The 21,123-nt window shown below is 53.9% G+C and carries 19 protein-coding genes; 4 read left to right on the top strand and 15 right to left on the bottom strand.

Annotation, left to right across the window (positions count from 1 at the left end):
- Nucleotides 1-8 precede the first annotated feature (8 nt).
- The gene (locus ACHZCX_RS03730) at nt 9-221 is read left to right on the top strand and encodes a hypothetical protein (protein ID WP_319585884.1); all 213 of its coding nucleotides are present in this window, start codon (nt 9-11) and stop codon (nt 219-221) included.
- 38 nt (nt 222-259) lie between these two features.
- Here the strand turns inward: ACHZCX_RS03730 and ACHZCX_RS03725 are convergent, their stop codons facing one another.
- The 9 genes from ACHZCX_RS03725 to fliD form a co-directional block, all read right to left on the bottom strand.
- Complete coding sequence (locus ACHZCX_RS03725; RefSeq protein ID WP_319585883.1) at nt 260-1,213, bottom strand: ABC transporter substrate-binding protein; 954 nt, start codon at nt 1,211-1,213, stop codon at nt 260-262.
- The gene (locus tag ACHZCX_RS03720; protein WP_319585882.1) at nt 1,210-1,962 is read right to left on the bottom strand and encodes an ABC transporter permease; all 753 of its coding nucleotides are present in this window, start codon (nt 1,960-1,962) and stop codon (nt 1,210-1,212) included. Before ACHZCX_RS03720 ends, ACHZCX_RS03725 begins: the two co-directional genes overlap by 4 nt.
- Nucleotides 1,962-2,714, bottom strand: coding sequence for an ABC transporter ATP-binding protein (locus ACHZCX_RS03715; RefSeq protein WP_319585881.1), 753 nt, complete (start codon nt 2,712-2,714; stop codon nt 1,962-1,964). The genes ACHZCX_RS03720 and ACHZCX_RS03715 overlap by 1 nt, the downstream gene beginning before the upstream one ends.
- Before the next feature lie 9 nt (nt 2,715-2,723).
- Nucleotides 2,724-3,539, bottom strand: coding sequence for a bifunctional hydroxymethylpyrimidine kinase/phosphomethylpyrimidine kinase (thiD, locus tag ACHZCX_RS03710; protein WP_319585880.1), 816 nt, complete (start codon nt 3,537-3,539; stop codon nt 2,724-2,726).
- 4 nt (nt 3,540-3,543) lie between these two features.
- Complete coding sequence (thiE, locus tag ACHZCX_RS03705) at nt 3,544-4,185, bottom strand: thiamine phosphate synthase (protein WP_319585879.1); 642 nt, start codon at nt 4,183-4,185, stop codon at nt 3,544-3,546.
- A gap of 8 nt (nt 4,186-4,193) precedes the next feature.
- Nucleotides 4,194-5,000 carry a hydroxyethylthiazole kinase gene (gene thiM / locus ACHZCX_RS03700; RefSeq protein WP_319585878.1) on the bottom strand — a complete coding sequence of 269 codons (807 nt, stop codon included), beginning with the start codon at nt 4,998-5,000 and terminating at the stop codon, nt 4,194-4,196.
- Between the two features lie 253 nt (nt 5,001-5,253).
- Nucleotides 5,254-5,904 carry an HAD family hydrolase gene (locus ACHZCX_RS03695; RefSeq protein ID WP_319585877.1) on the bottom strand — a complete coding sequence of 217 codons (651 nt, stop codon included), beginning with the start codon at nt 5,902-5,904 and terminating at the stop codon, nt 5,254-5,256.
- Nucleotides 5,905-6,323: 419 nt separating this feature from the next.
- Nucleotides 6,324-7,034: a response regulator transcription factor gene (locus ACHZCX_RS03690; protein WP_319585876.1), complete on the bottom strand. Its 711-nt coding sequence runs from the start codon at nt 7,032-7,034 to the stop codon at nt 6,324-6,326.
- A 385-nt stretch (nt 7,035-7,419) separates the two neighbouring features.
- Nucleotides 7,420-8,733: a flagellar filament capping protein FliD gene (fliD, locus tag ACHZCX_RS03685; protein ID WP_319585875.1), complete on the bottom strand. Its 1,314-nt coding sequence runs from the start codon at nt 8,731-8,733 to the stop codon at nt 7,420-7,422.
- Nucleotides 8,734-9,245: 512 nt separating this feature from the next.
- Between fliD and ACHZCX_RS03680 the strand changes: the two genes are divergently transcribed.
- Complete coding sequence (locus ACHZCX_RS03680) at nt 9,246-11,267, top strand: LTA synthase family protein (protein ID WP_319585874.1); 2,022 nt, start codon at nt 9,246-9,248, stop codon at nt 11,265-11,267.
- A gap of 117 nt (nt 11,268-11,384) precedes the next feature.
- Here ACHZCX_RS03680 and ACHZCX_RS03675 read toward each other — a convergent pair whose 3' ends face one another.
- Both ACHZCX_RS03675 and ACHZCX_RS03670 read right to left on the bottom strand, forming a co-directional pair.
- Nucleotides 11,385-12,776 carry an ATP-binding protein gene (locus tag ACHZCX_RS03675; protein ID WP_319585873.1) on the bottom strand — a complete coding sequence of 464 codons (1,392 nt, stop codon included), beginning with the start codon at nt 12,774-12,776 and terminating at the stop codon, nt 11,385-11,387.
- Nucleotides 12,773-13,453: a response regulator transcription factor gene (locus ACHZCX_RS03670; protein WP_319585872.1), complete on the bottom strand. Its 681-nt coding sequence runs from the start codon at nt 13,451-13,453 to the stop codon at nt 12,773-12,775. The genes ACHZCX_RS03675 and ACHZCX_RS03670 overlap by 4 nt, the downstream gene beginning before the upstream one ends.
- 436 nt (nt 13,454-13,889) lie before the next feature.
- Here ACHZCX_RS03670 and ACHZCX_RS03665 point away from each other — a divergent pair.
- Nucleotides 13,890-15,037, top strand: a protein-coding gene (locus ACHZCX_RS03665; protein WP_319585211.1) for an IS3 family transposase whose coding sequence is annotated in 2 segments (ribosomal slippage) — nt 13,890-14,148 and nt 14,148-15,037 — 1,149 coding nt in all. Because the reading frame shifts where the segments join, the coding sequence is not laid out codon by codon here.
- Between the two features lie 112 nt (nt 15,038-15,149).
- Nucleotides 15,150-16,742 carry a phosphoethanolamine--lipid A transferase gene (locus ACHZCX_RS03660; RefSeq protein WP_319585871.1) on the top strand — a complete coding sequence of 531 codons (1,593 nt, stop codon included), beginning with the start codon at nt 15,150-15,152 and terminating at the stop codon, nt 16,740-16,742.
- Between the two features lie 62 nt (nt 16,743-16,804).
- Here ACHZCX_RS03660 and flgL read toward each other — a convergent pair whose 3' ends face one another.
- The 4 genes from flgL to ACHZCX_RS03640 form a co-directional block, all read right to left on the bottom strand.
- On the bottom strand, nt 16,805-17,629 hold the full coding sequence (gene flgL / locus ACHZCX_RS03655; RefSeq protein WP_319585870.1) for a flagellar hook-associated protein FlgL: 825 nt from the start codon (nt 17,627-17,629) through the stop codon (nt 16,805-16,807).
- A gap of 8 nt (nt 17,630-17,637) precedes the next feature.
- The gene (gene flgK, locus ACHZCX_RS03650; RefSeq protein WP_319586058.1) at nt 17,638-18,966 is read right to left on the bottom strand and encodes a flagellar hook-associated protein FlgK; all 1,329 of its coding nucleotides are present in this window, start codon (nt 18,964-18,966) and stop codon (nt 17,638-17,640) included.
- A gap of 72 nt (nt 18,967-19,038) precedes the next feature.
- Nucleotides 19,039-19,398: a hypothetical protein gene (locus ACHZCX_RS03645; RefSeq protein WP_319585869.1), complete on the bottom strand. Its 360-nt coding sequence runs from the start codon at nt 19,396-19,398 to the stop codon at nt 19,039-19,041.
- An 18-nt stretch (nt 19,399-19,416) separates the two neighbouring features.
- The gene (locus ACHZCX_RS03640) at nt 19,417-20,670 is read right to left on the bottom strand and encodes a flagellar hook protein FlgE (RefSeq protein WP_319585868.1); all 1,254 of its coding nucleotides are present in this window, start codon (nt 20,668-20,670) and stop codon (nt 19,417-19,419) included.
- Nucleotides 20,671-21,123: the final 453 nt, after the last annotated feature.

Raw genomic sequence — 21,123 nt, 5'->3', positions numbered from 1 at the left:
CCGCTCCAATGGATACGACCGTCAAAAAACCCGTGCAGACGAATGCGAGTAGTGTCCTGCTGTTGATCAAACCTGACAATCTGGTGGTTGTTTTTTTCATCATTCCCCGTTCCTTTGTTGAGTCATCGAGCGTTGTTGTCATTGTCGGTTATACCATGCGCCAATGGTTCCGCGAAGGAACAACCGTCGCGCCTCCCTCAAAAAGCAAGGAGTCCGGATGATCGCGGAATCCGGGTGATGTTCATGGACGGCACCAAGCCTACGGCAATTCCACGGCCCAGGTGTCCAGCGGCGGCACCTTGGTGACGATTTTTTCTTTTTGCAGAAACTTGGCAAAGCGGTTGTAGCGGTTCTTGTCCAGCGCGCCTGGCCGCAGGGCAAAACGCGGCAGGGTATCCTTCCAGGCCCGCCGGTTCAATTCATCGTCCAGATTCTCCCGGCCATGGCTGACGAACAGCTTCCAGCTTTCGTCCGGATGGTTAATCAGGTACTGCACCCCTTCCTCCAGGGCATCAACAAACTTGCGCATCATCGGGTCGTTGATTGCTTTGGCATTGGCCACCAGAATCAACTCGTCGTAAGCCGGAACTCCATATTCCTCAACAAAAAAGGCCCGGCCCGGCCGTTTTTCGATGGCCATCTGGTTGAGCTCAAAATTGCGGAAGGCCCCGATCACGGCATCCGTCTGCCCGGTAAAGAGCGAGGGAGAGAGGGAGAAGTTGACATTGACCAGTTTGACATCCTCGATCTTCAGCCCTTCCTTTTCCAGCATCACCTTTAACAGGGCGGTTTCAAAGCCGCCGACCGAATAGCCGATGGTCTTGCCCTTGAGATCGGCAATCTTTTTAATGGGGCCATCTTCGAGAGCCACCAGGGAATTAAGCGGTGTGGCGATCAGGGTGGCGATGCGGACCAGCGGCAAGCCCTGGTCCACCTGCATCTGGTGCTGGTGCTGGTAAGAGACAGCGATATCGGCCTTGCCGGCTGCCACCAGTTTGGGCGGGTCATTGGGGTTGGAGGGGGCGATCAGCTCGACCTCCAGCCCCTTTTCTTTGAAAAAGCCTTTTTCCAGGGCCACATAGAGCGGGGCGTGGTCGGGGTTGACGAACCAGTCGAGCAGGACAGTCATTTTTTCCGCAGCCCTGGCCGGTCCAGCCGACAGAAGGAGGACGGCACAGAGCAGGGGCAGCAAACAGGCGAAGATTTTTTTCATAGTGAGGTTCCTTGGTTGGGTTGCCAGTAAATGAGTCTGTCGAGCAGACGGTCAATGCAAAAATAGAGCAGCAGGGAGACGGCGGCCAAGATCGTCAGGGCCGCGAACATGAGATCGATCTGCATGCGGGCGTTGGCGTGGAGCATATAAAAGCCGAGGCCGGCGCTGGAGCCGACCCATTCTCCCACCACCGCGCCGATTGGAGCCACCGCCGTGGCTACCCGGACACCGGCGGCAAAGGCGGGCAGGGCCTGGGGAACAACGATGGTGCGAAGCACGGCCAGGGGACGCGCGCCCATGATTCGGGCCAGTTCCAGCAGGTCCGGATCGGTGCGCTGCATGCCAGAGTAGAAAGAGGCGGTCACCGGAAAGAAGATGATCAACACCGCCATGGCAACCTTCGAGGCCATTCCGTAGCCAAACCAGAGCACCAGCACCGGGGCCAGGGCAAAGACCGGGATGGCCTGGCTGATCACCAGCACCGGCAGCATCCACCGCTTGAGCAAGGGCGAGACGATCATGGCCAGAGCGCTGGAGGTACCCAGCAGGGTCCCGAGTAGCAGGCCGAGCAGGATCTCGGTCAAGGTGGTGACAAGATGCCCTCCGAGCACCGGCAGATGGCTGACCAGGGCCCTGGCAACCGGCAGCGGGCCGGGCAGGATATAGGGGGGCGCCCCGGTGAGGATGACCAGCAGTTGCCAAAGGACCAGCAATCCGGTGATCAGAAGAAGAAGCCGCAGAGCCTTCATCAAGGTTCCCCGTTCATCAGCAGGGTGAGCAGTTGACCATATTGCACCGCTGTAGCAGGATCGCTTGCCTCCCGCGGCGGTTTTCCGCCTGGTTCGATGATTTCGGCCACCTGCGCCGGCGAACCGGCCAGAACGACAATCCGATCACCCAGACGCAGGGCCTCCAGGGGATCGTGAGTGACTAGAATCACGGTAGCGCCTGCGGTCAGCCGGGCCGCCAGATTTTGCAACCGTAGCCGGGTGAGGGCGTCCAGGGCCGAGAAAGGCTCGTCCATCAGCAAAACCTGCCGCTCTTCCATCAGGGTGCGGAGCAGGGCGCCGCGCTGTCGCATGCCGCCGGACAGGGCCGAGGGCAGGGCCTGTTCGTAACCGGCCAGGCCAGCCTCCGCGATCAGGTGCAGGGCTTTGTGCCGCAGGGGTTCGCTTAACTCGTGCCGCAACCGGGCCCCGAGTAGCACATTGTCCACCAGCGGCAACCAGGGCAGGAGCAGATCGTTCTGCCCCATCCAGGCAACCCTGCGGCCAGCCTCCGGTGGAGGATCGAAATGGATTTCGCCGCTGAAGGGCAGGGTGGCGGAACCGGCGATCAGCTTGAGGATGGTCGATTTGCCGCAGCCGCTGGGGCCGAGGATGCAGGTGGTCTGGCCGCCCGGCAGCCGCAGCGTCAGATCATGAAACAGGGGTTTGCCGGCAAAGTCCAAGCTGACCCGGTCAAAGATGAGGGCCGGGGAGGGGGGCGCGGACAGGATCATCCGCGCTGCTCAGGAAAAGCGGTAAAAATGGTGGACTGGTCCGTGGCCGTGGCCGATGCTGTATTCGGCTCCGGCCCGGATGGCGCCGGTGATATAGTCCTTGGCGCGGCGCACTGCGTTCTCAATGGTTTCACCACGGGCGATGAACGAGGCAATGGCCGAGGAAAGGGTGCAGCCGGTGCCGTGATTGTTGCGGGTGGCAATCCGTTCGCCCGGCAGGATAACCATCCGTTGTTCCGGCCCGAGGTAGAGGCAGTCGTCGCTGTCGCTTCCTTCCAGATGGCCGCCCTTGATCAGCACGTTGCCGCATCCCATGGCTGCCAGTTCGACCGCTGCAGCTGCAATGGCCTCGGTGGTGTGGATATCTCGGCCAAGCAGGACCGAGGTCTCGGGCAGGTTGGGGGTAATCAGGTGGGCCAGGGGGATAAGGTACTGTTTGAGGGCCTCGATGGCCTCGTCCTGCAACAACTTGTCGCCGCTCTGGGCCACCATCACCGGATCGAGGACAACTGTGCGAATGGCGAATTTTTGTAGGTTTTCCGCCACGGTGCGGATCAGTTCCGGTGAGAAGAGCATGCCGATCTTGACCGCATCGACGCCGATGTCCGAGAGAACCGCCTCCATCTGGGCGGCGACAAACTCCACCGGTACCGCATGGATGCCAGTGACACCGAGGGTGTTCTGGGCGGTCAGGGCGGTGATCACGCTCATGCCGTAGCAGCCGTTGGCGGCAATGGTTTTCAGATCCGCCTGGATACCAGCCCCGCCGCTGCTGTCCGAACCGGCGATGGTCAGCACCCGGCGATATGTCTTTAATTGATCCATGCTGTTAATCCTTTTTCCTTGCTGATTGAATCCGTTGCTTGAGGGCTGTTGCCGCGCTCTGGGGGCAGGAGGCGCTGACAATAGCTGAAACCACCGCTACCCCGTCCGCCCCGGCGCGGATGATCTCGGCGGCGTTCTCCACCTTGATGCCGCCAATGCCGACCAATGGCAGGGAGACAGCGGCCCGAATGGCACGGATGCCCTCCAGGCCGAGTGGTAGGGCTGTGTCATTTTTGGTGGGAGTGGCAAAGACCGGGCTGACGCCGATATAGTCGGCTCCTTCAGCCTCGGCGCGGAAGGCATCGGCCACCGATTCCACCGAGATGCCGATAAACAGCGATGAGCCTGCCAGGCGGCGGGCATCGCGAATATGCATATCGGTCTGACCGAGATGGACACCGTCGGCGCCGATGGCCATTGCCACGTCGATCCGGTCGTTGATGATCAGCGGAATGCGTGTCTCCAGCCCATCGAGCATTGCTCGAATGGCAAGCGCCTCCGCGATAAATTCACGGGTAGAGCCCTGTTTTTCTCTGAGCTGCACGCAGGTGACGCCGCCGCTGATGGCGGACCGAACGATGTCGATGGTGGTTCGTCCCTGGGAGAGGCCACGGTCAGTCACCAGGTAGAGCGAAAAATCGATCATGGCTGGAGTCAACCCTTAGCGATGCGGCACCGGGCCTCCACCTCTTCCGGGGTGAGCGTATAGAGGGCGTCGAGCAGGCGGATCATGAACGTGCCGGGACCCACGGATCCGATGCCGGCAACTTCCCCCGCAACGCCGAAAAAGGCCAAGGCGGTGGCGGCAGCGGAGACCGAATCCTTGTCCACCGCATGAAAGGCACCGATCAGGGCGGTGGCCGAACAGCCGGTGCCGGTGACCCTGGTCATGAGCGGATGGCCGCCCTCGATGGTCAGGGTCCTTCTGCCGTCGGTCACCAGATCGATGGGGCCGGTGATCGCCAAGGTGGTGCCGAGTTCACGGGCCAGGGTGCCGGCGGCCTCGGCGGCTTCGGTCACCGAATGAATGGTATCAACTCCTTTGGTTGCCGATTCCTGGCCAGCCAGAGAGAGAATTTCGGAGGCGTTGCCCCGGACCACGCTCACCCAGGTTTGGGCCAGGATCGCTTTGGCGGCGTTGGTTCGCAGGGCGGTGGCCCCGGCACCCACCGGGTCGAGAATGATCGGCTTGCCCCGTTCCGAAGCCTTGCGTCCGGCCTTAATCATCGCTGTCACCCAGGCATCGGTCAGAGTGCCGATATTGAGCACCAGGGCGCCGGCATGATCGACCATCTCTTCCACCTCGTTGTCGGCATGGGCCATGACCGGGGAGGCGCCGCAAGCCAGGAGCACATTGGCGGTATAGTTCATCACCACGAAATTGGTGATATTATGGATTAACGGCTTCGTTTCCCTGATTTTTTTCAGGTTCTCGGCGGTTTTCCCGGCAAGTGTGGACATGGATGGCCTCTGGCAAAAAAAATGGGGGATCGCAAACGCAGGAGCGGGGAAAGTGGGGGAGAGCAAGATGAAAATATGCACTTCTCCCCTCCGGAGTGATCCGGATCAGGTTGAATGGGTTCCCTCCCAGGCTCGTGACGCCCCAACGAAAAAAGAATAAGTCCTGTGTATAGAAAAAGAAGCCACGGGTGTCAAGGCGAACCTCGCGGCAGGAGAAGACCTTCGGAATAAAGGTGAAATCGGCGAATTTCGGCTAGAGGGGTAGGGTGACTTCCGACGAAATGGCGACGTCTTCAGGGAAAATCGAATCGCGGCCTGCGGGGACGATGCCGAGAAAGCGGAGCCCGTTGCCTTGGGCGGCGTGGTAATCAGCAAGGGCGTCACCGATGAACAGGCATCGACTGGGACGATATTTGTAGCGGGCAAGAATGTCGGCAACAATTGTCAGCTTGGCTCGCGGTGAGCCGTGGACTTCCAGGAAGGACGAACCAAGCCCTTTGTGCTCGACAATCAACCGCATTTCGTCCTCTGGTGTGCCGGAGACCACAAAAGCAGGAATGGCGGCCTGTTGCAGCCGTTGCAAGGTCGACAGGGCGCCGCTGATAAAGGGAGCAGCCACAACCTCATCCAGCACCAGATCGGAAAAGGTTTGTCCAGCGCGGCAGAGTTCTGAGTCAGTGGGGGTAAGGCTGGCAAAAATCTCGAAACAGTGGCGGATTTTTTGATGCCGGGGCATGCCGCCATTGTCCAGATGGTAACCGATTACCGCCTTCTGCACCTCCCGACCATGGGGCGCAAAGAGGGTGGCAAAGGCCCGGACCTTGACTTCGGTGGAGTCGGCGATCACCCCATCGAAATCGAAGAAGACTGCCTGCCAAGAGGGAGATGGGGCGTTTGTATTCACTGTATTTTTGAATAAATCCTGAATGAGTGACGGCTTTGGCCGGGTTTCTCTTCTGGGGTACGGCTAAAGTGATGTTTACGGGACAACTCCCACTAAAGCTTGCATTACCGGCACAAGGCGGCAACATGGGGTCCTGTTCTTTGAAAATTTCAGGCCTCGTCCGCAGAATCTGTGGGTAGATTTTTGATGATGAGCCCCAGAATCTAAGCCCAGCTGGAGGGAAAGTGGGGGCGACTGCCGCCCCATCACTCTTGCCGCCTTCAAGTCAAGCATGGCGTTTCGACTTTGTCAAGACTGTGCGCTGCAAGCTCCCCTCTCTTCCTAGATGTTTCTGAAAGAGAACCGGACACCGGTGAAGGTAGTTGAAAAAACGTACACTCTAATTGAACGAAACAAAGGGGGGATGGGCAAATCGCTGACTAATGCTCGGCGGCAAACAGATAGCCGGATCCGCGAACGGTTTTGATCATTGGGGCCAGATTGTGGTACGGAGCCATCTTGGAGCGGATACGGGCTATATACATATCAATTGAACGATCATACCCGTTATACTCAATGCCAAAAACCGATTTGTAGGGATGGTCGCGGTCAAGGGTGGTGCAGGCGTTTTTTGCCAGATACCAGAGGAGGTCAAATTCCCGTGAAGTAAAGGGGAGCTCTTCGCCCAGGTAGGAGGCCCGCCGGAGACCGCTGTTGATTTCAAGACGATTAAACAGGAGGTTGGCCGGGGTTATCCGTTGATAGCCACGGTGGAGCAGGGCCCGAATCCGTGCCAGCATCAGCAGGTGATTGATTGGTTTGACCAGGAGATCATCCACCCCCTGTTCATACAGCAGCACCTGGAGCATCTCGTCAATATTGTCGATCAGCAGCATGAGCAGACCGGTATAGACCGAGCGGATGCGTGGATAGGTTGACAGCTCTTCCAGAGAGAATTTGCTGGAATCAATAATGAGTAAATCTGTGTTGTCAGGTGCACGCCCATCCAGGTGCTCCTCTTTTTTGGGGTGCAGGCGAACGGTGAAATCTTCCTGGATCAGGGCGTCGACTAGAAGTCTGGCACCCTTCTCATTGTCAGTGAGAAAGATGATGGATCGGCTCGTTTTTTTCTGATGCGGCCTGTGGGGCATGACGCTGGCTGAGTCTGGGCTGCATGAGGTGGTCCGGTCCGAACTATCTGAAGAGATGCGCATACGATAGAGGAGAAGTTTGCACCTGGATTGAGGTGGTAATTTGCTTGCCGGCGTTTCTTTTCCCCTCACTTTATCGGCTTTTGCCGACCGGTATCTGGGAGGAAGAGGCACTGTTTGGCAAAGTTCGTTCAACCTGGAGGGCTTGGAAACACAGGCTTCACCATGACAAGCCTCTCCTCACTTATGCGTATCATACGAGTTTCCTGTCGATCCTTCTGTAAAGAATTCGTTAAGCTGTGCAAAGTAGCGTTACAAACGAATTCATGTTCAAGAAATGGCAGAAGCAGGGGTGGACTTAATCCTTGCAGGGCAGCCCTGTTGCTCAAGAGGTAGAGTTGAAGCTCTCAAAGAAACTGGTCAGATAATCACCACGGGAATTGAGGCTGCTGACCAGAGTTTCCATGGCGGCGAATTGGGATTCCAGCGTTGCCCGCCGTTTTTCCAACCGGGTGGTCATTGAATCGATTTTGTCATCCAGGGCGGAGACTTGTTTGTCAATTGAATTTGTTTTCGTCACCAAAAATCCGGTGGTGGAGTTGAGTTGTTCCGTTAAATAATCGTCAAGTCTGCTCATAATTCCCTCGTTGTCATCATCGCCCATTAAGGCCACCTTCATCGCATCGGCATCCTCGTCGTATGCTTCATCGAATATATCGGTATCAAAGGTCAATTCTCCGGTTTCCCAGTCCGACTGGATCCCGAGCGAGAGAAAACTGCTGCTGGTCATATAATTGCGCAGGCTGCGTTGCACCGATATCATGGAACGGGCCAAGGTAGAGTCGGATGCTTCAATGGTGTCTATAAAGGTCTCCATGGCATTGAAGGCGTCGACCATCTCCTGCAATTGGGTGGAGATCACGTCTTGGGCATCTGAATTGATGTTGAGAGTGACTGCGCCATCTTTACTCACTGCCATCAAGGTGATGGTGGATCCCTTAAATGCATTGGTCACTGTATTGCTCGAACTGTAGTAATCAACTCCATCGACGACTAAATGGGCCAGGGAGCCATCAACCGTATGCCCATCGGTTGCAGTGTCCATCTCAATTCTCCCGGTCCCGATGATCTCAAGCTCCTCGCCGGCGGTCTCGGCGGTCAGCATCAAGCGATAGCCGGAACCCGTGCCATCGTCGATCATCGAAGCGGTCACTCCATAGGTGCCTTCATTGATCTGGTCCACTAAGCCGCTCAGGGTTGCGCTGTCATAATCCAGGTTTTGGTCGCCGATCTGGAGCGTACCACTCAGGCTGGTGGTGCCGGTGTCGGCAACGTAATTGGCACTGACATCCTTTTGCTGCTGGGCAAGGCTGACAATCTCCACCGAATAGGAGCCTACCTCGGCAAGACTGGTGGTGCTGATGGAAAAATATTCCGAACCATTGTTGGTCACCTCAAACGAATTCAAATCGTTTTCATTGTTCAGCCCTGTGACCGCGGAATAAAAACTCTCGAGGAGGGTGTTGAACTCATCATAGGTGTCCTTTTTGGTCTCAAGATAGGTCTGCTTGTCCTCCATCGTCGTGATGGGGGCGCTCTCGATTTCCATGAGCGAATCGACAATGGAATCGGTATCGACCCCGCTGGCTAGCCCCGCGAAGGTGACCGTACCGGTGCTCGTTGAGGAGATAGTCGACATGATGTTCACCTCCCTTGGTGTTTTTTTCCAATGAAAAAGGAGAAACTGATCTATGTCTAATTATCGCCTTAAAATGACGAAATTATTATGGCGAGATAGTCAAGCGTTCTACTGTTTTGTCGTGAAAAAGGAACAAAATATTTCGTTTGTCACGAAATGTTGCCAGCGGCTTAGTCAAGGAGGAAGAAGGAAGGTCGCTGCTTTCGTCGAGGTCATTTGGGAAAGCCTCTCTTGTGGCATAGCGTTTCTTTATGCAGACATGGTAAACGAGCCCTCAGGTTGGAAATGTGATGTATCTCGTTTTCCTATCCAGACAGATTGTCAGGTACATTTTACCTGAAGACCTGTTTTACCGGAGCCAGTCGTGCACTGGGCAGGAACACGAAATGATTGAATGTGCCGCCTATGAACAAAAAAGACCTCACCGAGGCGGACATCCTCACCTCGTTCATCATTTCTTCATGGAAGGTGGAGTATAAGACTGCAACACTTAATCCTCCATGGAGATACAGATGCTTGCTACTCACCCACCATTTCCGGAAATACAGAGTTCCAGCAGATCATTGTTACAGAGACTCATTTGGATAAGCTTTTTCAGAGTCATTCTTGCTGATACACGAATCAAGATTTTATTGACTCTGGGTTGTTTTTACCTCAGTGTCTCTTTTTTGTTGCGGCTTGTTCTTTTCTTTGTCTTCGGAACTTCGGCTGGTGCCTCGGTGATCGCCTTAGTGCCAACTGTCAGCCTTGGGGTAATTAATGATTTAATAACCCTTTGCTTTCTTTTTATGCCACTATCCTTGTATTTTTTTCTTGTTTCCAACAAATTCCATCAATCCTTACCTGGAAGGATATTGACAGCCCTCATCGCCTGGACAGGTTTTTTCACCATGATGTACATGGCGGTCATTCAGTATTATTTCTTTAAGGAATTCAGTTCGAAATTCAATTTGGTAGCAGTTGATTATCTTATTTATCCTCACGAAGTTTTTGGAAATATAATCGAGTCATACCATATTATTCCTATTTTTTTTATTGTAGCCGTCTACGCCAGTATCATGCTGGGCATCTGCTGGAACAAAATGACGAAGACTTGCGCTCCTCCTCAATCCTTATCAAAAAGGAGCCAATGGCTCATGGCGCATGTGGTGATCATCGTCCTTTGTCTTTCTATTTTTTCAACCCACAGCCTTGATTTTTCAAAAAACCGGGTCGTCAATGAAATAACCGCTGATGGAATCAGTAGTTTTTTTGAAGCATTACGTACTAACCATCTTGACTACAACACCTTTTATCGAACCGGTGATCCGCAGACACTCTCTAACCTTTTGAGAAAAGAATTGGCAACAGACACCAGCAGATCGCTCGCTAACCCTTCTGATATTAGTCGTGTCAGTGCTGGGTCTAATCAGGGGTTAGGAAAATTGAATGTGGTGGTGATTGTTGAGGAATCGATGGGTTGCGAGCAGGTTGACGCTTGCGGCCAAGGGCTTGATATTGATGCGGCCATGGCCACCTCAGCCGCCCGGTTGACCCCGGAATTGGATAGACTGGCCAAGCAGGGGGTGTTCTTCAACAAAGCCTACGCCACCGGCACGCGAACGGTGCGCGGACTTGAAGCGATCACTGCTTCGTTTCCACCCATACCCAGCGAATCCATCGTGAAGAGACCGGGAAATGACCACATCGCAACGTGGGGAACAGTCATGCAGGAGAATGGCTATCACACCAGCTTCCTCTACGGTGGATTCAGTCAGTTTGATAACATGAAAACATTCTACGCCGGTAACGGCTATGCGGTCAGTGACCGTTTGGATATCGAAAATCCCCGGTTCACCAACATTTGGGGTGTGTCGGATCAGGATCTTTTTGATCATGCCCGCACATATTTTGATCAGCGGGAGGCGAGCGGCGCGCCGTTCTTCTCCATTATCATGACCACATCCAACCACTCGCCGTACACCTTTCCTGTCGGCATCGACGGTGTGAGACCGCATGGTGGGAACCGCATGGACGGTGTCAGGTACGCTGATTATGCCCTGGGCGAATTTATTGAAAAGAGCAAGAACGCCTCATGGTACGAGAACACTTTGTTCGTTGTTGTTGCCGATCATGGCGCCAGGGTGTACGGCAGCGAAAAGATTCCGTTGCAAAGTTACGAAATTCCGCTCTTAATTATGGCACCAGGGCATGTCCAACCCCAACAAGTTGCCAGCCCTATCAGTCAGATCGATATCGCCCCGACAGTCCTGGGATTATTGGGGCTTCCCTATCAAGCGCCGTTTTTTGGCCAAAATGTGTTAGCCGCAAACGAACAGTCTCGGGTCCTGCTTTTTAATCATAACCACGATGTCGCCCTCTATCAGGACGGTAAACTGGCTGTTCTCGGGTTGAACAACACTCTCCACACCTACAGGTGTCGTCTCGGCGAAAATCGTCTTGAGGCGATTGCCGACGACAACGCAGTTGCCGATCTTGCCGCCGCTTATTATCAAACGGCCTTTACTCTTTTTACTCAGCATGCCTATTTGTAAAAAAAGCAACTCTGGCCGGATAATCGCGTCAAAGTTTGTGTGCAGAGCAAGGCCGGCAAACGATTCGCCGGATTTCCCCATTTGATCGAGAACAACGGAATTAGCTAGAAATCTCTGCTAGAGAGGGGGACCGGTGGGGAGTTTTACCGCAAAGGTGGTCCATGTTGGTGAGGAGCTCTCCACGGCGATGCTGCCGCCGTGCAGTTCGACAATCCGCTTGACGATGGTCAGGCCGAGGCCCGAGCCTCCACGGGCAGTGGAGCGCGATTTTTCACAACGATAAAATTGGTCGAAGACGCGTGCCTGATCGGCAGGTTCGATCCCCGGACCGGTGTTGGCAAGGGTGAGGACGATCTGCCCTTCGTCCATTTCGGTCCGGCAGACGATCTCGCCCCTTGGTTGATTGTAGCGAATGGCATTGTCCAGCAGGTTGATCAGCATCCTGCGGATTTTTTCTCGGTCCGCATGGAGGTAGAGGGCACCACCAAGCTGGCTCACGAAGTTGAGGTGCTCTTCCTGCATCAACAGCTGAAACTCCTCGACCACGGAGGTGATCAAGTCGTCCAGGGAAAAGGTTTCTTTTTCGAGCAGTTCAGACAGTTCTAACCGAGAGAGGTCGAGCAAGTTCTTGACGAGCTGACTGATACGGGACAGCGCGTTCTCCTGGGCCAGCAATTTTTCCTGCAGAGCAACCGGTAGGTGCTCATCCTGTAAGGTTTCCTCCATGGAGAGACGCAACAGGGTGATGGGAGTTTTTAACTCGTGGGAAGCATTGGCAATAAATTCTTTTTGCTGGAGAAAGGAATACTCCAGCCGGTCGAACATCTCATTGAGCGAGGTGGCTAGATCATCGATTTCGTCGTGGTTGCCGGCAAGTGGAATCCTTTTTTTCAAGGTTTTTTCAGTAATTTCGGCAGTTAATTCGTTGATCTCCTGCACTGGACGCAAGATCTTGCCGGCCACTTGATAGCCGACCACGATGAGAGTCAGGGCCGTGGCCAGTAGCGCTGATGCGATCATGAACGCCGTTTCGATCGATTCCTCCATCAGGTTTTCTACCGGCCTGGCAACGTGCATTTGATAGGGTATGCCACTTACCGGCAGGGTAAACACCCTGTTCCAGAAGGTCGTGGGTTCGTCATTTTCGCCGCTATAAAATTGATTCAGGGGGATGTCCGTGCGTATAAGATACCCCTTGTCCCCCGCTTTCATAGGCAAGGGAATCTCCTGAGCCATCCGGGAAGCAAAGACCAATTGTCCTTTTGCATCATAAATTCGGGTCCAGTAGAGATGGGAAAATTTTTCCAGTGTTTCGCCGCCGACCGGTACGCCGGCTGTCAGCTCTCTCCCGAGTTCGTCAGCCAGGGTATGGGCCCGGATCTCCAATTCCTGATCGAGAAATTCATAGGGCGTATCCAGCCCCCAGAAGAACACAATCAAGAAAAGGACCGAGCTCGATATCAGCCCGGCCAAACTGACCCAAAGGGTGGTGCGGGTACGGATTTTCATGCCTGCTCGTCTCTGGCCATGTAACCAACCCCACGGATGGTGACGATGATTTGCCCTGCCTGGTCGTCGAGTTTTCTCCGCAGGTTCTTGATGTGGACGTCGATGTTGTTGGACATGGTGAAGGGGTCGAAGGCTTCACCCCAGACATGTTCGGCCATGTTGAAGCGGGATATTGCCCGATTGCGGTTGTAGAAAAGAAATTCGAGCAGAGAGAACTCTTTTGGGGTGAGATTGATCGGCTCGTTGTCAAGGGTGACGATCCGGGTGTTGGTGTTCAGACGGATATTGTCAATAGTCAGAAGGGGACTTGTCTGCTCATGGCTGCGTCGCAACAGTGCTCTGATCCGGGCCAGGAGTTCGGCCATGGAAAAAGGTTTGTGCAGGTAATCGTCAGCACCCAAATCAAGTCCTTTGATCCGGTTGGCCACTTCGCCCTTGGCGGTCAGCATTAACACCGGGATGGTCACCCCTTTCCTTCGCAACTCCTCAAGGACCGCAAAGCCATCTTTTTCCGGGAGCATAATGTCGAGCACGATCAGGTCGTAGGGATCGGTAAAGATTTTTTCCAAGGCAAGGGTGCCGTCACCGGCAGTATCCACTGTATATTGCTGTTGCCTGAGAATCAGCGCGATTTGCTCACACAACTCCGGCTCGTCATCCACAATCAACACTCGCATCTCGTCCTCCCTGTGGCGTTCTTGTTACCCCTGCCAACATTTAACTCGTTCTATACCTTTTGGCAGATGAAGAAATGATGAAGTCCAGTGAACGAAGAACGCCATTCATCATTTCTTCATCAAGGTTATGGTAATTCCTTTTAAAATTGGAGTCCTTGCCCCATTCAATGAGAGGCCCTTGTCCAGGGAGGCTCAGAGAGCCTTGCTTAAGAGAAGGGAAAACCATGTTTACCGCACAGGAAAAGTACACTAGCGCAATCCCCTTGTTAAGGATTCGTACCCCTTGCCGGTCATTTTTAATGGCTGCTCAAGATAGAAGGAACTATGGTATGAATTCTCCATTTTTGATTTATCTGTTCGGTTGAGCTGAAGAGGTGCCGATTATTGAGACAGGTGTATAAGCAATGAACCAACCTATTTTGCAAGGAGAAGTTCAATGTCAAACCCACCTCATCGTCCACGTCACAGCGCAGAATTTAAGGCCACAGTAGCCCTGGCCGCACTGTCGGAGTCCAAGACTCTGGCTGAACTGGCTACTGAGTACCGGGTTCACCCGACCCAGATCACCCGCTGGAAGCAGGATCTGACCAAGAACGCTTCTGAGCTTTTTGGCAAGGGCAAGAAGAAAGAAGTCAACCATGAGGCCGAAGTGGCCGAGCTCCACCGTCAGATCGGCAAGCTCAAGGTTGAGAACGATTTTTTAGCCAATCTGCCCGGTCTGAACTTGGCCGGGCGCAGAAACAACAGGTGATCGCTATGGGACATCCTGAAGTTTCTGTTCAGCGTTGCTGCCAGCTTTTCGGACTGCCTCGTTCCAACTATTACCGCGGCCTTGGCTTCGGTCTACGTGTTGGTGATTTGGAACTGATGGCCCGGATAGACAAACTCTATATTGAGCACCCCTGGATGGGGAGCCGTTCCTTTGCTGATCACCTCACAACTCCCGAACTCGTGGTGGGAAGAGGTCGTGTCCGTCGCTTAATGCGGGTCATGGGCATCGAGTCTTTAGCTCCCAAGCCGGGCACCAGCAGGCGACAGCCGAAGCATCCGGTCTATCCCTATCTGCTCCGGGGAGTGACCATTGACAGGCCCGATCAGGTGTGGGCGACTGACATCACCTACATCCCTATGGCTCGGGGTTTCATGTACCTGATCGCGATCATGGATTGGGCCACCAGAAAGGTTCTCGCCTGGCGACTATCCAACACTCTGGACACCAGATTTTGCGTTGAGGCTTTGAAAGAGGCTCTCTTTAAATATGGCGCTCCTGAGATATTCAATACTGATCAGGGGTGCCAATTCACCAGCGAAGCGTTCACCTCAGTCCTCAAGGCCTGGAACGTCAAAATCAGCATGGACGGCAAAGGACGATTCAAGGACAATATCTTTATCGAGCGACTTTGGCGCACCCTGAAATACGAAAGGATCTACCTGAAGTCATACGAAACGGGAACTGAGCTTGTCAAGGATCTGACTTCCTGGTTCGGCTGGTATAATGAGAAAAGAAAACATTCGTCACTTGACAAGCAGACTCCAAATGAGGCTTATTCAAAACGAATCGAACAATTGAGCAAGGCAGCCTGAGGCCTGTAACTGTATAATAAAAGCAACATTGCTTATTTCACACCTCAGGATGTCTCACAAACCCCGACCACCTCAAGCACCCACTTCTAACTACGGCTTATTTTCAGCAGAAATGAGAACTACCCAAACACAACTTAATCTCTCCGGCGCCATCTTTCTTGTTCTTTTTAGCAACTTTTCCTTCTTTCAACATGTGGTTGAGGTCTACCCCTTCACCCTGAAAAATAGTGGCTTTTTGATCTCCCTTGTGGTGGGACTGGCAGCTATAATCCTGCTTGTTTTGACCCTGCTCAGTTCGAAGTATACGACCAAGCCGGTTTTAATTCTTTTCCTGCTGACAGCATCAGTCACCGCTTATTTTATGGACAATTTGAGTGTGGTGATCGATCATACCATGCTGCAGAATGTGTTTCAGACCAATCTCAAGGAAACGGCCGATCTGCTCAGTGTCAAATTGCTGTGGTATTGCGCGCTCCTGGGAGTGCTTCCCTCCATTGTGGTCTACAAGATCCGGATTGAATCCATGCCCTGGAAAAGAGCTCTCCTGGCTAAAATCAAGACGGCAGCGCTCGCTGTGGTGGTTGTGCTTGCCCTGGTGCTTGTGTTTAGTAAATTCTATGCTTCTTTTTTTAGAGAACATAAACCGTTGCGCTATTATACCAACCCCACCTACGTGCTCTATTCCATCGGAAAATATATCAACAAAAACTTCTACACCACCAAGGATGCTGTTCGTCCCCTGGGCCTGGATGCTCAAATTCCGGCAACGGATAAAGACCGGGAATTAATCATTCTGGTGGTGGGTGAGGCAGTTCGGGCAGACCGGTTTTCGCTCAACGGCTACCAGCGTCAAACCAACCCTCTCCTGCAAAAGGAGGATGTCCTCTCCTTCACCCAAATGTATTCCAGCGGGACCTCAACTGCCTATTCCGTGCCGTGCATGTTTTCCAATTTTCCGCGCGACCTCTTCGACGAGCGCAAAGGGGCAACCAACGAAAATCTCCTCGATGTTTTGCAGCATGCCGGAGTGCATGTCTTGTGGCGGGATAACAACTCAGACTCAAAAGGCGTGGCGTTCAGGGTCCTGTATCAGGACTATAAGCAACGGGCAATCAATACGATGTGTGATGATGTTGAATGCCGGGATGAGGGGATGCTGGTCGGTCTGCAAGACTACATCAATACACACCAACAAGGGGATATTGTGATCGTCCTTCACCAGATGGGGAATCATGGGCCTGCCTATTACAAACGATATCCCGCAGCCTTTGAACACTTTACCCCGACCTGCCAGACCAATCAACTGGATGAATGCACCAACGAGGAGATCGGCAACACCTACGACAATGCTCTCCTCTACACCGATTATTTTTTGCAAAAGGTCATTAATTTGCTGAAAGACAACACCAGTCGTTTTGAAACCGCCATGGTCTATATGAGCGATCATGGCGAATCCCTCGGCGAATTCGGCATCTACCTGCATGGGCTGCCTTATGCCATGGCACCGGACAGCCAAAAACACATTGCCTCTGTTCTTTGGTTTGGTGACAGTTTCAAAATCGATAAAAAAGCGCTCCGCAAGAAGGTGAATCAACCTTTTTCCCATACCAATCTGTTCCATACCATGCTCGGTCTGGTGGAAATAGAGACGTCGGTCTACAATAAAGATCTTGATATTCTTTCTGATTGCAAAATTCTGGAATAAGCGTGGAACCCGCAACATTTTGTCCAAGAACGCTCATCTTGTTTATCGGTTGTTTTGCCCTGTCACAAATAATTCATCAGGCTGAGCGAGGAAACCCTGGCCGTGACCTGCATGGTGGCCTCCAGCGAGGTTTCCATCTTGGCAATTTCAGACAATATTTCGGTGAAATCGGCGTCCTGGTGCCGGGATAAAATCGACTCCACCAGCAAAAGCGAACTTTGCTGGGTGCGGACTTGCTCGGCGGCCTCCTCCAGTGGCGTCAATTGGGCGGAGACGTTGGCACTGTCTCCACTGGTCAAGGCGGTTTGCAGGTCCTCCAGGGTGGTGAACAGATTAACCGGATCCATCAACAGTTCTTCGCCGGTGATGTTTTTAGCCACCGTGGCACCAGGGCTGATCTCGATTTTCTGATGATCGCTGGTGCCGGCGTAGGCAATCGGAGTGCCGGAAAAAGGCAGGGTTTGATCGTTGTAACCGGCAAAGATATATTTGCCATCCACCTGGGTGTTGGCCAGATCGAGCAGTTCTGTGCGCAACTGGCTGACTTCGTCGGCCAGAGTCGCCTTGTCCGACGTTGACAGACTGTCGTTGGCCCCGGCCACGGCGATTTCCTTGGCTCTGGTCATCAGTGCTTCAATGGAGTCAATCGAGACTTCCGCCGCGGAAAGGCTGTCCTGGACATGCTTGCAATTTTCCACATAGCGTTCACCCTTGACGATGTCACTGCGGCCGCTGATGATCGATCCGACCGAGGAGGGATTGTCCGAGGCCTTGGCCACCTCGATGCCGGTCGATGATTTAATGTACAACTGATTGAGCGTTGTCGATGTTGTGCGGAGGTTGGCCTGCAGGTTTCGGTAGGCAGTGGTGTCTCTGGTGATGATCATGGTCAACCTCACATCATAAGAAGGGTGTCGAGCATTTCCTTGACGATGGAAATATATTTGGAGGCGGCTTCGTAACCGGCCTGATACTGGATGAGCAAGACCATTTCCTCGTCAGTGGAAACACCGGCAATGGAATCGCGTTTGGCGCTGAGCTCAGTCATCAGATCGGAACTGGCGCTCAGGCGTTGTTCGTTGCTCTTCACCATCAGGCCGGCATTGGCGGCAATCCGGGCAAACTCCTCGGTATAGGTCGCCCCGTTGAGACTGGTAGTTTCACGGAGAGCGGCGATTGCAAGACAGAGGCTGTTGTCGGCGGTTGAACCGGTCGTGCCGGTGGCGATCAGGGCCACATCGTCGAAGGCAACCGCGACTGAGGCTGCGGCGCCGTCCCAGGCGTTTGCCAGGGGATCGGTGGGAGATATCAGGGTGAACAGGTCGGTGGCCGGGTCGCCATTCTGATCGATGCCGCCATTCGTGGCGATCAGGTTGTTGATGTCGGTGGCGATGTTATAAGCCAACCGGTCGATGTCGTTTTGAAATTCCGGAATGGTCACATCCCGCACATTAAGTAATCCTTCAAGTTCGCCTCCGACATCCTCATGGTTCAGAGAATAAGTGGTGTTACCGCTGGTAAGGCATATCTGGGTTAGGCCATCGACCTTGGTGGTCGTCAAGGTCGATGCCACATTGCCGGTGACCAGCGGTAATCCGTTTTGCAGTTGCAGGCAGATCATGCCTTTGCCGTCGGCGTAAGTGGTGGCGCCGCAGGTTTCACTGATCTGCTGCACCAGGAGATCGCGTTCGTCGCGCAGGGTGTTGGCATTGCCGCCTGCCAGCACGGTTTGCATGATCGACTGGTTGAGATTGGCGACCTGCTGCAATTGATCATTGAGATCAGGAATGGCCGATTCGATGCTAGTGTTGATGCTGTTCACCACATCGCTTAGCTGTTGAGAAATCCGATTGAAATGATCCGCCAAATTGGTTGCTTCTTGAATAACCTGCTGCTGTTCCGCTGTTCCGGACGGGTTGGTGCTCAACTCCTCCCAGGCATCAAAAAAACTGTTAATGTCGCTGGACAGGCTTGCGTCACTGATATCAAGGATCTGTTCGATATCGGCGAGTGGGGTGCTGGCCGCTTCGTATTCGCCGTAGGTGGCGCTCTGGGCAACCAGTTGCTTGGTGACAAAGCTGTCGCTGACCCGGTCAATGGAATCAACTGAGCTGCCGGTGCCGTAGGTCAGGTCACCCTGGGTCAAGGGGGTGGAGCTGTTGACGTTGGCGATCTGGCGTGAATACCCCTCGGTGCCGGCATTGGTGATATTGTTGCCGGTGATTTAAACCGCCGTCTGGCTGGTGAAGATGCCGCTGGCCCCGGTATAGAGCGAGGTGATCAAGGCTGCTCACGGCTAGACATTCCGGTTGAGTAGGTGAGGTCCTGCGCCGATGCTGAGGGAACGGCCATGGGCGGCATAGGTCAGGGCCAGGCGACGGAAGACGTTGTCCTGCAGTGTGCCGATCAGTTGCAGACCGGACTCCAGCAGCATCCGGTTGCGTTCATTGTTGATCTTTATCCGTTTGATCAATCCGGTGCTCTCCTCGTCGACGGACTGCTCGACCTGGTGCAACAGTTTAAGCAATCGCGTTTTATCCCGCCGGATCTCGACCATCTGGCCAACCCGCAGATGAATGATGGCGTGCCGCTCACGGACAAGAAGGTCGTCAAGGGCTTTAAGGTTTTGCTTAAGACCTGCGCGCTCGGTATTCATGCTGTTCGTGCTCCCGGCTTATCGTTTGATGTTTAACAGTTCCTGCATCATTTCATCGATGGTGGTGATCACCCGGGAATTGGCGGAATACCCGTTTTGGATGGTGATCAGGTCAACGAATTCGGTGGCCAGGTCGACATTGGAGAGTTCAAGCGCTTGGGTGATCAGGTTGCCCTGGGTGGCGCCCGGGTAGCCGATGGTTGGCGAGCCCGATTCAGAAGTTGCCGAATAAAGACTGTTGCCCACCGCATCAAGTCCATCGGCGTTGATGAAGGTAGCAAGCGAGATCATGGCTATTGCCATGGTTTCGCCGTTCGAATAGATGACGCTCACCGTGCCGTCGGCAGCGATGTCGACATCCGTCACCTCGCCGGAGGGGTAGCCGTCTTGATCCTGAGAAAACACCGTGGAATCGCTGTTAAACTGGGTGGTGTCAAAGTTGTAGGTGAGGTTCTGGGCGGCCGAGCCGTTATCCCAGGTCAGTGCGGCAATTGCGGCCGCCCCACCGGTCAAGAGATTGCCGTTTTCGTCAAATTCTAGAGCGCCGGTGCCGATCTCTTGCACCACGCCCGCTGTTCCCCCTACATCATCGGCGTCAACGGTCAGGTGCCAGCCCCACTGCTGGTCGGCGTTTTTGGCGAAATAACAGGTGAGCAGATGAGAGGTTCCCAGCGAGTCGTAGACTGTGGTGGTGGTGGCATAGTTGGAGGTGTCCTCAGGCGCGGTGATGTCAAAGCCGGTGAGGATATCCGAGTTGGAATCAAGATTGGTTTGCAGGGTGACATTTTCTGTCGGCTCGGCTTCGATTTGTGAAACCAAGTCCACCAGGATGTCGCTGAGGTTGCCGCTGGCAAGGATGCCGTCGGCATTGTAGGACGATCCTTGCACCCGAAAGCCGTCGGCGGTGACCAGATATCCATCGTCGTCAAAACTGAAGTTACCGTTGCGGGTATACAGACTGGTGGCGCTCATCGGATCGCTGACGATGAAGAAACCACTGCCCTCGATGGCGATGTCGGTGCCGCTTTCGGTTGACTCAAAGCCGCCTTGGCTGAAGCAGGTCTGGACGGTCTGTACCTGGGAGCCGCGGCCGATCTGGGAATTGCCGCTGGAACTGGCAATATTGGCCGAAAGTAGATCGGCAAAGACCGTTGAGCTGGATTTGAACCCCACGGTGTTGCTGTTGGCAATGTTGTTGCCGGTGACGGTCATGGCCTGCGAGCTGCCCTGCAAGCCGCTGATCGCTGTATATAACGCGCTGGAAAGTCCCATGTTTCCTACCCCTTAAACCGGTGGCCGTTACCGAAGGGCTGTCATTGGTGAGCCTTATCGGTGCCGATGTTCCGGTGACATGGCCAGCGGCGAAACCGTCGGCCGTTGAGCGCATCCGTGCAACAGCACTCTCCGTCCTGGAGAGAAAGAGCATGTTCCAAGAGGGGGCGATTCCGGGAACTCCTGCTTGTTGCAGCCACTCCGCATGAACAGATCCTCTCTGTCATGGGTATCGACGGGGAGGTGATGTTGTTTTTATTGTGATTGCGTAACGTTAGCTGTTTTTTGGTAGGTGTTGTGTCGTGGAAGTGTTCGTCTGTAACATTGTGTCTGGAGGCGGGTTGTGCTGATGACAAAAGAAAGCGGCAATCCTTGAGCTCAAGGATTGCCGCTTTCTGTTTATGCTACGTTATCAGTCTATCAGTTCATTGGTGTCCGGTTGTTATTCGAATT

Origin of the sequence: uncultured Desulfobulbus sp., assembly GCF_963662935.2 — a bacterium.
Taxonomy (GTDB): domain Bacteria; phylum Desulfobacterota; class Desulfobulbia; order Desulfobulbales; family Desulfobulbaceae; genus Desulfobulbus.
The sequence above is the reverse complement of the archived record's forward strand: the minus strand, read 5'-3'. Positions and strand labels throughout refer to the sequence as shown.

Excerpts from the sequence above, each read along its gene's own strand:
- ACHZCX_RS03730 (WP_319585884.1), top strand. The coding sequence starts at position 9 with ATGGATACGACCGTCAAAAAACCCGTGCAGACGAATGCGAGTAGTGTC.
- ACHZCX_RS03725 (WP_319585883.1), bottom strand. The coding sequence starts at position 1,213 with ATGAAAAAAATCTTCGCCTGTTTGCTGCCCCTGCTCTGTGCCGTCCTC.
- ACHZCX_RS03720 (WP_319585882.1), bottom strand. The coding sequence starts at position 1,962 with ATGAAGGCTCTGCGGCTTCTTCTTCTGATCACCGGATTGCTGGTCCTT.
- ACHZCX_RS03715 (WP_319585881.1), bottom strand. The coding sequence starts at position 2,714 with ATGATCCTGTCCGCGCCCCCCTCCCCGGCCCTCATCTTTGACCGGGTC.
- thiD (WP_319585880.1), bottom strand. The coding sequence starts at position 3,539 with ATGGATCAATTAAAGACATATCGCCGGGTGCTGACCATCGCCGGTTCG.
- thiE (WP_319585879.1), bottom strand. The coding sequence starts at position 4,185 with ATGATCGATTTTTCGCTCTACCTGGTGACTGACCGTGGCCTCTCCCAG.
- thiM (WP_319585878.1), bottom strand. The coding sequence starts at position 5,000 with ATGTCCACACTTGCCGGGAAAACCGCCGAGAACCTGAAAAAAATCAGG.
- ACHZCX_RS03690 (WP_319585876.1), bottom strand. The coding sequence starts at position 7,034 with ATGCCCCACAGGCCGCATCAGAAAAAAACGAGCCGATCCATCATCTTT.
- fliD (WP_319585875.1), bottom strand. The coding sequence starts at position 8,733 with ATGTCGACTATCTCCTCAACGAGCACCGGTACGGTCACCTTCGCGGGG.
- ACHZCX_RS03680 (WP_319585874.1), top strand. The coding sequence starts at position 9,246 with ATGCTTGCTACTCACCCACCATTTCCGGAAATACAGAGTTCCAGCAGA.
- ACHZCX_RS03675 (WP_319585873.1), bottom strand. The coding sequence starts at position 12,776 with ATGAAAATCCGTACCCGCACCACCCTTTGGGTCAGTTTGGCCGGGCTG.
- ACHZCX_RS03670 (WP_319585872.1), bottom strand. The coding sequence starts at position 13,453 with ATGCGAGTGTTGATTGTGGATGACGAGCCGGAGTTGTGTGAGCAAATC.
- ACHZCX_RS03660 (WP_319585871.1), top strand. The coding sequence starts at position 15,150 with ATGAGAACTACCCAAACACAACTTAATCTCTCCGGCGCCATCTTTCTT.
- flgL (WP_319585870.1), bottom strand. The coding sequence starts at position 17,629 with ATGATCATCACCAGAGACACCACTGCCTACCGAAACCTGCAGGCCAAC.
- ACHZCX_RS03645 (WP_319585869.1), bottom strand. The coding sequence starts at position 19,398 with ATGAATACCGAGCGCGCAGGTCTTAAGCAAAACCTTAAAGCCCTTGAC.
- ACHZCX_RS03640 (WP_319585868.1), bottom strand. The coding sequence starts at position 20,670 with ATGGGACTTTCCAGCGCGTTATATACAGCGATCAGCGGCTTGCAGGGC.